Source organism: Cryptosporangium phraense, assembly GCF_006912135.1.
GTDB lineage: Bacteria > Actinomycetota > Actinomycetes > Mycobacteriales > Cryptosporangiaceae > Cryptosporangium > Cryptosporangium phraense.
This window is the reverse complement of record NZ_VIRS01000010.1, coordinates 76,199-90,042: the sequence shown is the minus strand read 5'-3', so window position 1 is coordinate 90,042 and position 13,844 is coordinate 76,199. Positions and strand designations below refer to the sequence as shown.

Here is a 13,844-nt window from a genome sequence, read left to right as displayed (position 1 = left end):
GTCGGCCAACCAGTGGCATTCTGGACGCCGTGGGCGTGCGTACCTGGATCGAGAGCTGGCCGGTCTACCGGCAGCTGACCGGTACCGACCCGCTGGGCCGCGGAGCCGCGACGCAGTCGCCCCGCTCGAAGTCCCTCGTCCCGCGCACCGCGGAAGCCGACCGGGTCGCGCACTCGGTCTGCCCGTACTGCGCGGTCGGCTGCGCGCAGAACGTGTACGTCACCGACGACGAGGTCGTGCAGATCGAGGGCAACCCCGACTCGCCGCACAGCCGCGGGCGCCTGTGCCCCAAGGGTTCGGCCAGCAAGCAGCTGGTCACCGGGCCGCAGCGCGAGCAGAAGGTCCTCTACCGGGCGCCGTACGCGACCGAGTGGACCGAGCTCGAGCTCGAGAAGGCCATGGACATGGTCACCGACCGGTTCCTGGACGCCCGGAAGCGCGGCTGGCAAGACACCGACGAGCACGGCAACGTCGTCCGGAGGACGCTGGGGCTGGCCAGCCTGGGCGGGGCCACGCTCGACAACGAAGAGAACTACCTGATCAAGAAGCTGTTCACGGCGGCCGGCGCGATCCAGATCGAGAACCAGGCCCGTATTTGACACTCCGCCACGGTCCCCGGTCTGGGGACCTCGTTCGGGCGCGGCGGCGCGACCAACACGCAGCAGGACCTGGCCAACGCCGACTGCATCGTCATCATGGGCTCGAACATGGCCGAGGCCCACCCGGTGGGCTTCCAGTGGGTGATCGAGGCCAAGAACCGGGGCGCGCGGATCATCCACGTCGACCCGCGGTTCACCCGGACGAGCGCACTGGCGCACCAGTACGTCTCGCTGCGGGCCGGTAGCGACGTCGTCTTCCTGGGCGGCGTGGTCAACTACATCCTCAGCAACGACAAGGACTTCCGCGAGTACGTCTGCGCCTACACGAACGCGGCGACGCTGGTCAGCGACCAGTTCCAGGACACCGACGAGCTCGACGGCCTGTTCAGCGGCTACGACCCGGAGACGGCCAGCTACGACCAGACGTCCTGGCAGTACCGGGGCGCCGAGAAGGACACCGAGGCCGAGGGGCAGAGCAGCTCCGAGGCCAAGGAGCAGGCCACCGGGCTGCAGCACGAGTCCGGCGGTCCCCCGCTGCACGGGCCGACGCACCCGCCGACCGACCCGACGCTGCAGGACCCGAATTGCGTGTTCCAGATCCTCAAGCGGCACTTCGCCCGGTACACGCCGGAGATGGTCCAGGAGGTGTGCGGGGTCGCGCCCGAGGACTTCCTCCAGGTCTGCGAGGCCTGGACGGCCAACTCCGGTCGCGAGCGGACGTCGGCGGTCGTCTACGCGGTGGGCTGGACCCAGCACACGACCGGCGTGCAGTTCATCCGCACCGCGGCGATCATCCAGCTGCTGCTCGGCAACATGGGCCGGCCCGGCGGCGGCATCATGGCGATGCGCGGTCACGCCAGCATCCAAGGCTCCACCGACATCCCGACGCTGTTCAACCTGCTGCCCGGGTACCTGCCGATGCCCAGCGCGTCGACGCACAAGGACCTGAAGAGCTACATCGACGGCATCGTCGGCGACAAGCAGAAGGGTTTCTGGGCCAACGCCGACGCGTACACGGTGTCGCTGCTGAAGGAGTACTGGGGCTCGAAAGCCACGAAAGACAACGACTTCTGCTACGACTACCTGCCCCGGCTGACCGGCGACCACGGCACCTACCGCACGGTCATGGACATGGTCGACGGCAAGGTCAGCGGCTACTTCCTGCTCGGCCAGAACCCGGCCGTCGGGTCGGCGCACGGCAAGCTCCAGCGGCTGGGGATGGCCAACCTCGACTGGCTGGTCGTCCGCGACCTGGCGATGATCGAGAGCGCCACGTTCTGGAAGGACTCGCCCGAGATCGAGACCGGCGAGATCGTCCCGGAGCAGTGCAAGACCGAGGTGTTCTTCTTCCCGGCCGCCGCGCACACCGAGAAGGAGGGCACGTTCACCCAGACCCAGCGGATGCTTCAGTGGCGCGAGAAGGCGACCGAGCCGAAGGGCGACCAGCGGTCCGAGCTCTGGTTCTTCTACCACCTGGGCCGCCGCCTCAAGGCCGCGCTGGCCGGTTCGACCGACCCGCGCGACCGGCCGATCCAGGACCTGGACTGGAGCTACGGCTTCACCCCCGACCCCGAGCGAGGCGACGAGCCCGACGGCGCGTCGGTGCTCAAGGCGATCAACGGCTACGACCTGACGACCGGCGAGCTGCTGCCGGGCTACATGCAGCTCAAGGCCGACGGGTCGACCGCCTGCGGCTGCTGGATCTACTCGGGCGTCTTCGCCGACGGCGTCAACCAGGCCGACCGCCGCAAGCCCCGCGGCGAGCAGGACGAGACCGCGGCCGAGTGGGGCTGGGCCTGGCCGTACAACCGGCGCATCCTCTACAACCGCGCGTCCGCCGACCCGCAGGGCCGGCCGTGGAGCGAGCGCAAGAAGTACGTCTGGTGGGACGAGGAGAAGGGCGAATGGACCGGTAGGGACGTCCCCGACTTCGAGAAGACCAAGCCGCCGTCGTACGTCCCCGACCCGGACGCGACCGGCGTCGCCGCGCTCCGCGGCGACGACCCGTTCATCATGCAGGCCGACGGGAAGGGCTGGCTGTTCGCGCCGAGCGGGCTGCAGGACGGGCCGCTGCCGACGCACTACGAGCCGCACGAGTCGCCGTTCCCGAACGCGCTGTACAAGCAGGCCGGGAACCCGACCCGGAAGGTGTACGGCCGGTCCGACAACCTGTCCGACCCGTCGCCGCCGGAGCAGCACTCCGAGGTGTTCCCGTTCGTGCTCACGACCTCGCGGCTGACCGAGCACCACACGGCGGGCGGGATGAGCCGCACGCTGCCCTACCTCTCGGAGCTACAGCCGGCGCTGACGCTCGAGGTCTCCCCCGAGCTGGCCCGCCTGCGCGGGCTCGAGCACCTGGGCTGGGCGACGATCGTCACCGCGCGCACGGCGATCGAGGCGCGGGTGATGGTCACCGACCGGATGACGCCGCTGCGGGTGATGAACCGGACCGTGCACCAGGTCTGGCTGCCCTATCACTGGGGGGCGACCGGGCTGGTGACCGGCGACGTCGCGAACGACCTGTTCGGCGTGGCGCTCGACCCGAACGTGCTGATCCAGGAGTCCAAGGTGGCCACCTGCGACGTCCGGCCCGGACGGCGTCCGCGCGGGCCGGCGTTGCTGACCTACGTGCAGGACTACCGTGACCGGGCAGGCATCACCACCGAGACCGGCACCCACGTGCAGACGGGCGGCCCGGCGCACGTGGAAGGCGACGAGTGAACAGCTTCTACGGTCCGCTGGAGAGCCCGGCCGCCGACGCCGGTTACGCCGAGCCGCCGGCCCGCAAGGGCTTCTTCACCGACACGTCGGTCTGCATCGGCTGCAAGGCCTGCGAGGTCGCCTGCAAGGAGTGGAACGGGGTCCCCGACGACGGGTTCAACCTGCTCGGGATGTCGTTCGACAACACCGGGAACCTCGGCGCGAACTCCTGGCGGCACGTCGCGTTCATCGAGCAGGACCGCGTGCTGCACGCCCACGACTCCGGGATGGCGCACCGGCCCACCGGTCCCCCGGCCGCGGACGCGATCGCCGCCGCGGTGGCCGGGAACCTCTCCGACCTGCCGTCGGCCGGGGCCGAGCTGGGCACCGCTCCGGTGGACCTCGGGATGCCGTCGACGCAGCTGCCCGGGGCGGGGTCCGGGGCCGAGACTCGTCAGGACTTCCGCTGGCTGATGGCGTCGGACGTCTGCAAGCACTGCACCCACGCCGGCTGCCTCGACGTCTGCCCGACCGGCGCGCTGTTCCGCACCGAGTTCGGCACGGTCGTCGTCCAGCAGGACATCTGCAACGGCTGCGGCTACTGCGTCTCCGCCTGCCCCTACGGGGTCATCGACCGCCGCGAGGACGACGGCCGGGCCTGGAAGTGCACGCTCTGCTACGACCGCCTGCGCGACGGGCAGGAGCCCGCCTGTGCGAAGGCCTGCCCGACCGACTCGATCCAGTTCGGTGATCTGGACGAATTGCGAGCCCGCGCGGCCGAGCGGGTGGAGAAACTGCACTCCGACGGCGTCAGCGAAGCGCGGTTGTACGGCGAGAACCCCGACGACGGGGTCGGCGGCGACGGCGCGTTCTTCCTGCTGCTCGACGAGCCCGAGGTGTACGGCCTGCCGCCGGACCCGCACGTGCCGACCCGGGACGCGGGCCGGATGTGGAAGGCGGCCGGGCTGGCCGGGCTCGCGCTGGTGGCCGGCGCGGCCGCGTCGTTCCTGGGCGGACGCCGATGAGCGCGCCCGACGGCCGGCGGCGCCGTGGAGGCGGGCGGGGGGCCGACGGCGGGCGGGAACAGTCGATGGTTCCGCGGGCCGACTTCACGTCGTACTACGGCCGGCCGGTGCTCAAGCCGCCGGTGTGGAAAGAGGACATCGCCTACTACTTCTTCCTCGGCGGGCTGTCGGCCGGGTCGGCGCTGCTGGCCGCCGGGGGTGACCTCACCGGCCGCCCGGCGCTGCGCCGCGGCGGGCGGCTCGGCGGTCTGGCCGCGCTGATCGGCGGCACGTACTACCTGATCGTCGATCTGGGCCGTCCGGACCGGTTCCACCACATGCTGCGGGTGGCCAAGCCGACGTCGCCGATGAGCATGGGCACGTGGGCGCTCTCGGTGTTCGGTGGCGCGCTGGGCGCGGCGGCGGCCACCGAGTTCGTGCCGGAGCGCTGGCGGGTCGTGCGCGGGCTGGGGTCGGCGGCCGGGGTGGCCGCGGCGGCGGTCGCGCCCGCGGTGGCCTCGTACACGGCCGTGCTGATCTCGCACACCGCGGTGCCGTTCTGGAACACCGCCAAGGACGAGCTGCCGTTCGTCTTCGTCGGCAGCGCGGCCGCCAGCGGCGCGGGTCTCGGCCTGATCGTCGCGCCGCGCGACCAGGCCGGTCCGGCGCGGAGGCTGGCCGTGCTCGGCGCCGGGCTGGAACTGGCCGCGTCGCAGCGCATGGAGGGCCGGCTCGGGCTGGTGCGCGGGGCGATCGAGGAGCCGACGCCGAAGAAGTTCTTCACCGCGGCCCGGGCCCTGACGATCGGCGGCGCGGTCGGGGCCGCGCTCTTCGCGCGCCGCTCCCGCACCGCGGCCGTGCTGTCGGGGGCCGCGCTGCTGGCCGGCAGCCTCGCGCAGCGGCTCGGCGTCTTCCATGCCGGCGTGGTGTCCACCGAAGACCCGAAGTACGTCGTCGGCCCGCAGCGGCAGCAGCTGGCCGAGCGGGAGCGCCGCCCCGTCAGCCCCGGTGAGGGGCTCGGGCCGAAGACCTCACCGGACGCGCACGGTGACGCCGGCCTCGGCGGGCACTAGCCGGCCGACGACCGGGTAGCCGGGCAGCTCACCGGCCACCAGCAGGCCGCCGGAGGTCTGGGCGTCGGCGAGCAGGAGCAGCTCGTCCTCGGACAGACCGGACTCCAGGTGCGGGCGGACCCAGTCGAGGTTGCGCCGGGTGCCGCCGCTGACATAGCCGTCGCGCAGCGCGTCCCGGGCACCGTCGAGGTACGGCACCGCCGAGGCCTCGATCTCCGCGGTGACGCCGCTGGCCCGGGCCAGTTTGTGTAGGTGGCCGAGCAGCCCGAACCCGGTGACGTCGGTGGCGGCGGTCGCCCCGGCCTCCAGCGCGGCCTCCGACGCCTTGTCGTTCAGCGTCGTCATGGCCTCGACGGCCTGCGGGAAGACGTCGCCGGTCTGCTTGTGGCGGGAGTTGAGGACGCCGATCCCCAGCGGTTTGGTGAGCGTGAGGGGGACGCCGGGCGCGCCGGCGTCGTTGCGCAGGATCCGGTCGGGGTCGATCAGGCCGGTGACCGCCATGCCGTACTTGGGCTCCGGGTCGTCGACGCTGTGCCCGCCGGCGACGTGGCAGCCGGCCGCGCGTCCGACGTCGAGACCGCCGCGGAGGACCTCGCGGACCAGGTCGAACGGCAGCACGTCCCGCGGCCAGCCGAGGAGGTTCACCGCGACGACCGGGCGGCCGCCCATCGCGTAGACGTCCGACAGCGCGTTCGTGGCCGCGATGCGGCCCCAGTCGTAGGGGTCGTCGACGACCGGGGTGAAGAAGTCGGCGGTCGCGACGACCGCGCCGGCCGGAGTGCGGACGACCGCGGCGTCGTCACCGTCGTCGAGGCCGACCAGCAGCTCGTGGTCGGAGTCGACCGGGGTTCCGATGAGTCCCTTGACGGTGTCTTCCAGCTCGCCGGGCGGGATCTTGCACGCGCAGCCGCCGCCGTGCGCGTACTGGGTCAACCGATAGGTCGTCATTTTTCCAGCCTAGGGAATCGTTTCCGGATCCGGCGAGTTGGCCGAAGACATGACGACGATCGGACTCATCGGTAGCGGGAACATCGGCAGCACCATCGCCCGGCTGGCGGTCGGCGCGGGTCACCACGTCGTACTGAGCAACAGTCGCGGGCCGGAGACGCTCTCCGAGCTGGTCCGCGAGCTCGGTCCGCGGGCCCGGGCGGCGTCCGCGATCCAGGCCGCGGCGGTCGGTGACATCGTCGTCGTGACGATCCCGCTCGGCCGGTATCCGGAGGTGCCGGTCGAGCCGCTGGTCGGGAAGGTCGTCATCGACACGATGAACTACTACCCGGAGCGCGACGGTCAGATCGAGGCCCTCGACGACGAGTCGACGACGACGAGCGAGCTGCTGCAGGCGCATCTGCCCGAGTCGTACGTGGTCAAGGCGTTCAACAACATCTTCTTCCGGCACCTGGCCGGGCAGGTGGGCGAGGAGGACCGGTCGGTGCTGCCGATCGCCGGGGACAATCCGGGCGCGAAGGTCGCGGTGACGGAGTTCCTCGACTCGATCGGGTACGACGCGTACGACGCGGGGCCGCTGGCCGAGGGCTGGCGGTTCCAGCGGGACACCGCAGCGTACGTGATGCCGTACGCCGGGCCGTCGAAGGACTTCGACGGGGCCGGTGAGCGGGTGGGGGTCGATTCGCTGAAGGCGCGGCTCGGTGAGGCGGTGCGGTACCGGGACCGGTAGCGTTCCCGGGGTCGGCAGGGAGGCGTTCGGGTGGCTGGTGCCCCCCGCGGTCTTCAAAACCGTAGTGGCCGAGGATCTCGGTCAGGCGGGTTCGATTCCCGTCCGCCTCCGCCGACCCGTTCTCCGTGCGCGCCCACCGCGGCCCGCGTCAGCGGGCCGGTCCCCACTCCTGGGCCTAGAGTTCGCCTATGGACCCTCGCCGCCTCATCCCCCGCACCGACGCGGCGCTGGCCGACCCTCGGCTGGCCCCCGCCGTCACCCGCCTGGGACGCGACCGGGTCAAAGCCGCCGTCGTCGACGCCCAGTCCCGGGCCCGGGCCGGCGACCTCTCCCCCGAGGACGTGGTCCCCGCCGCCGCCGCGAGCCTCCCCCACCGCGCGACCTCCCTGCGGCCGGTCCTCAACGCGACCGGCGTCGTCCTCCACACGAACCTCGGCCGGGCCGTCCTGTCCGAGGCCGCGGTCGAGGCGCTCCGGGCGGCGGCCGGCGCGACCGACGTCGAACTGGACCTCGAGACCGGACGGCGGGCGCGGCGCGGGCGCGCCACCCTGGCCGCGCTCGCCGCGGCCGTGCCGGACGCGGGCGCGGTGCACGTGGTGAACAACGGCGCGGCCGCGCTCGTGCTGGCCGCGACCGCGCTGGCCGCGGGCCGGGAGATCATCGTCAGCCGGGGCGAGTTGGTCGAGATCGGCGACGGGTTCCGCCTGCCCGACCTGCTGGAATCCACCGGCGCACGGCTCCGCGAGGTCGGCACGACCAACCGGACGACGTTGGCCGACTACCGGGCCGCGATCGGTCCCGACACCGGCTTCGTGCTCAAGGTCCACCCGTCGAACTTCGTGGTCACCGGCTTCACCGCCGATGTGGACGTCGAGGCGCTGGCCTCGCTGGACGTGCCGGTCGTCGTCGACATCGGGTCGGGTCTGCTGGCCCCGGACGCGCTGCTGCCGGCCGAGCCCGACGCGACCACCGCGCTCCGGAAAGGCGCCGCGCTGGTGACCGCGAGCGGCGACAAGCTGCTCGGCGGCCCGCAGGCCGGCCTGCTGCTCGGCACCGAACCGATCGTGGAGCGACTGCGCCGCCACCCGCTGGCCCGGGCGCTGCGCGTCGACAAGCTCACGCTCGCCGCGCTGGAGGCCACGCTGACCGGCCCGTCGACCCCCACCCACCTGGCCCTGCACGCGGACCCGGCCGAGCTCCGGTCCCGGTCGGAGGCGCTGGCCGCCGCGCTGCGCGCCGACGGGATCCCGGCCGAGGCCGGGCCGAGCGACGGCGTCGTCGGCGGCGGGGGCGCGCCCGGCGTCGTGCTCCCGTCGGCCGCGGTCGCGCTCCCCGCGGCCTGGGCCGGGGCCCTGCGGGCGGGTGACCCGCCGGTGGTCGGCCGCGTCGAGCGCGGTGCTCTCCTGCTCGACCTGCGCTGCATCCCTCCTTCGTCGGACGACGCTCTGCTCGCCGCCGTCCGTGCGGTCGCGGAGGACGGATGCACGTCCTAGCGACGGCCGGGCACGTCGACCACGGGAAGTCGACGCTGGTCCGCGCGCTGACCGGGATGGAGCCGGACCGCTGGGCCGAGGAACGGCGCCGGGGCATGACGATCGACCTCGGGTTCGCCTGGACGACGCTGCCCGGCGGCGCCGACGTGGCGTTCGTCGACGTGCCCGGGCACGAGCGGTTCGTGCCGAACATGCTGGCCGGCGTGGGCCCGGTCCCGGCCGTGCTGCTGGTGGTGGCGGCGGATTCGGGGTGGATGCCGCAGACCGCGGAGCACGTGGCGGCGCTGGACGCGCTCGGGGTGTCGCACGCGGTGCTGGCCGTGACCCGCAGCGACCTGGCTCCCCCGGCGCCGGTCGTGGCCGAGGTCGCTTCGCGGCTGCGCGGCACCTCGCTGGCCGGCCTGCCCGCGGTCGCGGTGAGCGGCGCGACCGGCGAGGGCCTCGACTCGCTGCGGGCGCGGCTCGCCGAGCTGGTCGGCGGACTGCCGGAGCCGGACGTGACCGCGCCGGTGCGGCTCTGGGTCGACCGCTCGTTCACGATCCGGGGCAGCGGCACCGTGGTGACCGGCACGCTCACCGCGGGCACGATGCGGGTCGGCGACGAGCTCACGCTCAACGGGCGGAGCGCGGTCGTCCGCGGGCTCCAGGCGCTCGGGGTGGCGCACGAGTCGGTGAGCGCGGTCGCCCGGGTGGCCGTCAACCTGCGCAACGTCGACAAGGACGACGTCCACCGGGGCGACGCGCTGCTGACGCCGGGCCGGTGGACGTCCACCGCGCTGATCGACGTGCGGGTCGACGGCGACGACCTGGGCGACGCCCCGGCCGAACTCGTCCTCCACCTCGGCTCGGCCGCCGTCCCGGTCCGGGTCCGCCCCCTCCGGGACGACGCGAACCACGGGGACGGACTCCAACACGCACGGCTGACGCTCGGGACGGCGCTGCCGCTGGCCGCCCGCGACCGCGCGTTGCTGCGCGATCCGGGCGCGCACCGGGTGATCGGGCGGGTCACCGTGCTCGACACGGATCCCCCGGCGCTCGCCCGGCGCGGTGCGGCCGCGGCCCGCGCGGCCGAGCTGGCCGAGCTCGGCCCGACCGTCGGCAGCGGCTTCGGCGAGCACCTGCTCCGGCAGCGCAAGCTCGTCCGCGCGGCCGAGCTCGCCGGGCTGGGCGCCATGCCCCCGGCCGGCGCGCTCCGCGCCGGTGACTGGCTGGTCGACGCCGACCACGCGGCCGAACTGCGCGAACGTCTCCGGAAACAGCTCGCCGAGCACCGCGCGACCGGCACGCTGGAGGCCGGCCCGACGATCGACGAGGCCCGGGCCGCGCTCGAGCTCCCGGACCGCAGCGTGGTGCTGGCTCTGATCGCCGCTCCGCTCACCGTCCGTGACGGTAGGGTCGTCGACCGGGACGCCCCTCCGCCGCTCCCCCGGCCCGTCGCCGCGGCCGTCGACGCGCTGGCCGACGAGCTCACCGACGTCCCCTTCCGGGCTCCGGAGGCGGGCCGGCTCACCCAGCTCGGCCTCGGCCCGCGCGAGCTCGCGGCCGCCGAACGGGCCGGCGCGATCCTCCGGGTGGCCGACACCGTCGTCCTGCTTCCCGGCGCCGACGACCGGGCCGTCGAGGTGCTGGCCGGTCTCGACCAGCCGTTCACCACCAGCCAGGCCCGTCAGGCGCTCGGCACCAGCCGGCGGGTGGTGCTGCCCCTGCTGGCGCACCTCGACCGCACGCTGCGCACCCGCCGCCTCCCCGACGATCGCCGGGAGATCATCGAGAGCACGATTTGATACGTGTCGAGACGTTGTTCACGGACCACCCCGGCGCGCCCGAGACCCGCTTACCGTGAGTGACATGGCTCCTCGTTCCGGCCGCCTCACGGTCGCCCAGTTCGTGCGCGAGATCTTCGACCAACGCACGCCGCTGCTCTACTCGGTCGCGATCGTGCTCGGCGGCTCGAAGGCCGCCGACACCTACTCCGCGACCGCGAACGTCCCCGAGGCGTTACTCCTCGGCGCGGTCTCCGGCGCGACGACGTTCGTCTTCATGTGCACGATCACCTGGTTCGTCCTGCGTCTGCGCAGCCTGTAGCGCGGCCGCGGTCAGCGGCGGACGTCGGCCGGGCCCTGGTGCACCGGGAGACCGTCGGCGATCCACGCCTCCACGCCCCCGACCATGTCGGTGGCCCGCCACAGGCCTACGGCCCGCAGGCTCGCCGCGGCCAGGCCCGAGCTGTACCCCTGCCGGCAGACCACGACGATTTCGACGTCGTAGCCGACGGCCTCCGGGATGTTGACACCGCTGGCCGGGTCGAGGCGCCACTCGAGCACGGTCCGGTCGATCACGATCGCGCCCGGCAGTTCGCCCTGCTCGGCGCGCTGGGTCTCGGTGCGCGTGTCGACCAGCAGGGCCCCGCGCTCCTGGGCGGCGCGGGCCTCGGCCGGCGTCAGCCGATTCGATCCGGCGCGGGCTTCGGCGAGCAGGCGGTCGACGCCGCGATGGAGGTGCGTTCGGGTCACGAGTGCGATTCTGTCGGATTCGCCGTGGCCGTCTCGAGCTGGACCCCTCCCGCGCGGGACCCGGCCGAGCGGGTCAGCACCGCAGCCAGCGCGGCCGCGGCCATCAGGACCGCCATCGCCGCGGCCATCGGGACGACGCTGGTGTAGCCGAGGATGCCGACCAGCGGCGTGGACAGCGAGCCGACCAGGAACATCCCGCCGCCCTGCAGCGCCGACGCGGTTCCGCGGGCCCGGTCGCCGGCGGTCTGGGCGAGCGTCATCGCGGCCGGGATCATCAGCCCCATCGCGAACGTGACCCCGCTCAGGCACACCCAGGGCAGCGCCAGCGTCCCGGGGTGCTGGTGGATAGCGAGCACGCCGGCCAGCAGCCCGGACGTCGAGAGGACACCGACGACGAGGCCGGCCGTCCGCAGGCGGGTCGGACCGACGCGCCCGACCAGCAGCCGGAACGCGACGCTGCCGACGACCATGAAGACCGCGTTGACCGTGAAGACGGCGGCGTAGCCGCGCGAGTCGAGGTCGTAGACGGTCTGCAGCGCGTAGGACGAGCCACCGATGTACGTGAAGAAGCTCGCGGTGGCCAGGCAGGCGATGATCACGTGCCGGAGGAACCCGAAGTCCCGGCCGAGGTCGGCCATCCGGACCAGGGTCGCGGTCAGGCCGCCCGCGTGGCGCTCGGCCGGCGGCAGCGACTCGGGCACGCCGAACGCGATCGCGAGCGTCATCAGCAGCCCGAGGACGCCCATGAAGACGAAGACCGCGCGCCAGCCGCCGACGCCGAGGAACAGCGTGCCGACCGCCGGCGCGACCACCGGGCTCAGGAGGTTGACCGCGGCCAGCGTGCCGAACTTCGTGTCGCCGGCCGAGCCGCGGAAGCCGTCGCTCAGCACGGCCCGTCCGCAGGCCACCCCGGCCCCGGCGACGAGCCCCTGGACGAACCGGGCCGCGATGAACACCGGCGCGTTGGAGAGCACCGCGCAGACCAGCGACAGCACGGTGAAAGCGGCCGACGAGGCGAGCAGCACCGGACGCCGGCCGGTGCTGTCGCTGACCGGCCCGCCGGCGAGTTGCCCGACGGCCAGCCCGACGATGTAGGTCGTCACGGTGAGCTGGGCGCCGGTCGCGCCGGTGTGCAGGGATCCGGCCAGCGACGACAGCGCGGCCAGATACGTGTCGAGGCCGAACGGGCCGACGCCCGTGACGAGCAGCAGAGCCGGGAACCACGGACGACGCGTCACGTCCTCCCACCCTACGACCCCGGGCTCGCCGCGACGGTGGCCGCGCTCAGCGACCGGGTGACCGCCCGGGGGCAGACGCTCTACCTGACGCTGGTGACGACCGACGCCGCCCGCGACGCGGTGCTCGCGCACGCCTCCGGGGGCCTGCTCGACGGCGTCATCCTGCGCTCCACCCATGGGGACGACCCCTTGTTCCGGGGTCTGCTGGCGGCCGGGACGCCGGCGGTCGTGTTCGGGGAGCCGCTCGGGGCCGGGCGGAAACTCCCGCACGTGAAGGTCGACGACCGGGCCGGGGCCCGCACCATGGCCCGGCACCTGACCGAACGCGGCTACCGGGAGATCGCGCTGATCACCGGCCCGCTCGACACGGCGAGCGCCCGCAACCGGCTCGCGGGCTTCCGGGACGTGCTCGGCGCGGACCGGCCCGCCGTCTCGGCGTCCGCGTACTCGACGCTCGACGGGCACGCGGCCATGCGGTCGCTCCTCCGGGAAGGGCGGCCGGACGCGGTGTTCGCCGCGTCCGACGTCCTCGCGTCCGGCGCGTTGCTCGCGCTGCGCGAGGCCGGTCTGCGGGTGCCGGCCGACGTCGCGCTGGGCGGGTTCGACGACTCCGGGCTCGCCCAGCGGTCGGATCCGCCGCTCACGACCGTGCGGATCGCGTTCGACGAGCAGGCCGAGGCCGCGGTGTCGCTGCTGGCCCGGGTGATCGCCGGGGAGTCGCCGGAGTCGGTGACCGGGCCGGCCACGCTCGTCGTGCGTGCCTCGACGTGACTCGGAGCGTGGCCGGAGCCTGGTCTTTCAGCCGCGGGTGCGGCGGCGGACGAGCCGGATGAGGAGCAGCACGGCGACGACGCCGGCCAGCGCCTGCTTCCAGTAGTTCCGGGCCAGGACCGGGAGCACGGTGGCCCCGAGGTCCAACGCGTCGTCCGGCGGCCGCCCCGCCGTTCCGGTGGCGACGCTCGGACGAACCGCCCCGCCGCCGGCCGCGCCCGCCGAGGCCGACTCGCCCGACGAGGCCGACCCGTCCGACGAGGCCGACCCGTCCGACGCATCCTCGGGCCCCGGCGGGGCCGGCCCCGCCTCGGGGCCGGCCCCGTCCGAGGCCAGCTGCTGTTCGAGGCACGTCACGAACTGGCCCAGGAGCTTGTCCGAGACGTCCTGGATCAACCCCCGCCCGAACTGCGCCGGTTTCCCGGTCACGGTCAGATCCGTCACCACGTCGACGTCGGTCCCACCCTCGGACCCCGCCGACATCGTCACCGCGGCCGTCGCCGACGCCGTCCCGTTCCCGCGCTTGTCCCGCCCCTTGGCCTCGACCACCAGCCGATGCGCCGACTCGTCCCGTCCGGTGAACGTCCCGGTCCCGTTGTAGACCAGCGCGATCGGCCCGAGCTTCACCTTGCACGACCCGGTGAACTCGTCCCCCTCCACCGACGTCACCGACGCCCCCGGGAAACACCCGGCCAGCCCGGCGACGTCCTGGAACCGCGTCCAGGTCTCGTCGACGCCGGACGGGACGTGGAAGTGGTGGGTCAGCTCCATACGC

The 13,844-nt window shown here is 73.6% G+C and carries 12 protein-coding genes and 1 tRNA gene; 9 read left to right on the top strand and 4 right to left on the bottom strand.

Annotated elements, in window-relative coordinates:
* The first annotated feature begins 29 nt into the window (after positions 1-29).
* The 3 genes from fdh (at position 30) to nrfD (ending at position 5,376) form a co-directional block, all read left to right on the top strand.
* The gene (gene fdh / locus FL583_RS16075; protein WP_142705461.1) at positions 30-3,320 is read left to right on the top strand and encodes a formate dehydrogenase; all 3,291 of its coding nucleotides are present in this window, start codon (positions 30-32) and stop codon (positions 3,318-3,320) included.
* Entirely contained in the window at positions 3,317-4,324 is a 1,008-nt protein-coding gene (locus FL583_RS16070) for a 4Fe-4S dicluster domain-containing protein (RefSeq protein WP_142705460.1), read from the top strand. Before fdh ends, FL583_RS16070 begins: the two co-directional genes overlap by 4 nt.
* A 65-nt stretch (positions 4,325-4,389) precedes the next feature.
* Positions 4,390-5,376 (top strand): NrfD/PsrC family molybdoenzyme membrane anchor subunit, encoded by a 987-nt coding sequence (nrfD, locus tag FL583_RS16065; RefSeq protein WP_205752179.1) that lies wholly within the window; start codon positions 4,390-4,392, stop codon positions 5,374-5,376.
* Here the strand turns inward: nrfD and selD are convergent.
* A complete protein-coding gene (gene selD / locus FL583_RS16060) occupies positions 5,335-6,324 on the bottom strand; it encodes a selenide, water dikinase SelD (protein ID WP_142705458.1) in 990 nt (329 codons plus the stop codon). The two genes, nrfD and selD, sit on opposite strands and share 42 nt — an antisense overlap.
* A 49-nt stretch (positions 6,325-6,373) precedes the next feature.
* Here selD and FL583_RS16055 point away from each other — a divergent pair, with 49 nt between their 5' ends.
* From FL583_RS16055 to FL583_RS16035, 5 genes are all read left to right on the top strand, one after another.
* Positions 6,374-7,054 carry an NADPH-dependent F420 reductase gene (locus FL583_RS16055; RefSeq protein WP_142705457.1) on the top strand — a complete coding sequence of 227 codons (681 nt, stop codon included), beginning with the start codon at positions 6,374-6,376 and terminating at the stop codon, positions 7,052-7,054.
* Positions 7,055-7,072: 18 nt separating this feature from the next.
* Positions 7,073-7,165 (top strand) — tRNA-Sec (locus FL583_RS16050).
* A gap of 77 nt (positions 7,166-7,242) precedes the next feature.
* The gene (selA, locus tag FL583_RS16045) at positions 7,243-8,547 is read left to right on the top strand and encodes an L-seryl-tRNA(Sec) selenium transferase (protein WP_142705456.1); all 1,305 of its coding nucleotides are present in this window, start codon (positions 7,243-7,245) and stop codon (positions 8,545-8,547) included.
* Complete coding sequence (gene selB / locus FL583_RS16040; RefSeq protein WP_142705455.1) at positions 8,535-10,331, top strand: selenocysteine-specific translation elongation factor; 1,797 nt, start codon at positions 8,535-8,537, stop codon at positions 10,329-10,331. The genes selA and selB overlap by 13 nt, the downstream gene beginning before the upstream one ends.
* A gap of 64 nt (positions 10,332-10,395) precedes the next feature.
* Entirely contained in the window at positions 10,396-10,632 is a 237-nt protein-coding gene (locus FL583_RS16035; RefSeq protein ID WP_142705454.1) for a hypothetical protein, read from the top strand.
* Positions 10,633-10,643: 11 nt separating this feature from the next.
* Here the strand turns inward: FL583_RS16035 and FL583_RS16030 are convergent, their stop codons facing one another.
* Entirely contained in the window at positions 10,644-11,060 is a 417-nt protein-coding gene (locus FL583_RS16030) for a rhodanese-like domain-containing protein (RefSeq protein WP_142705453.1), read from the bottom strand.
* The gene (locus tag FL583_RS16025; RefSeq protein ID WP_170323676.1) at positions 11,057-12,298 is read right to left on the bottom strand and encodes a multidrug effflux MFS transporter; all 1,242 of its coding nucleotides are present in this window, start codon (positions 12,296-12,298) and stop codon (positions 11,057-11,059) included. Before FL583_RS16025 ends, FL583_RS16030 begins: the two co-directional genes overlap by 4 nt.
* Positions 12,299-12,334: 36 nt before the next feature.
* Between FL583_RS16025 and FL583_RS16020 the strand changes: the two genes are divergently transcribed.
* Positions 12,335-13,069 carry a LacI family DNA-binding transcriptional regulator gene (locus tag FL583_RS16020; RefSeq protein ID WP_170323675.1) on the top strand — a complete coding sequence of 245 codons (735 nt, stop codon included), beginning with the start codon at positions 12,335-12,337 and terminating at the stop codon, positions 13,067-13,069.
* Between the two features lie 27 nt (positions 13,070-13,096).
* Here the strand turns inward: FL583_RS16020 and FL583_RS16015 are convergent, their stop codons facing one another.
* A complete protein-coding gene (locus tag FL583_RS16015) occupies positions 13,097-13,840 on the bottom strand; it encodes an SRPBCC family protein (RefSeq protein WP_142705450.1) in 744 nt (247 codons plus the stop codon).
* Positions 13,841-13,844 lie beyond the last annotated feature (4 nt).

Coding starts and splice junctions, on each gene's coding strand:
- nrfD (WP_205752179.1), top strand. CDS start 4,390: ATGGTTCCGCGGGCCGACTTCACGTCGTACTACGGCCGGCCGGTGCTC.
- selD (WP_142705458.1), bottom strand. CDS start 6,324: ATGACGACCTATCGGTTGACCCAGTACGCGCACGGCGGCGGCTGCGCG.
- FL583_RS16055 (WP_142705457.1), top strand. CDS start 6,374: ATGACGACGATCGGACTCATCGGTAGCGGGAACATCGGCAGCACCATC.
- selA (WP_142705456.1), top strand. CDS start 7,243: ATGGACCCTCGCCGCCTCATCCCCCGCACCGACGCGGCGCTGGCCGAC.
- selB (WP_142705455.1), top strand. CDS start 8,535: ATGCACGTCCTAGCGACGGCCGGGCACGTCGACCACGGGAAGTCGACG.
- FL583_RS16035 (WP_142705454.1), top strand. CDS start 10,396: ATGGCTCCTCGTTCCGGCCGCCTCACGGTCGCCCAGTTCGTGCGCGAG.
- FL583_RS16015 (WP_142705450.1), bottom strand. CDS start 13,840: ATGGAGCTGACCCACCACTTCCACGTCCCGTCCGGCGTCGACGAGACC.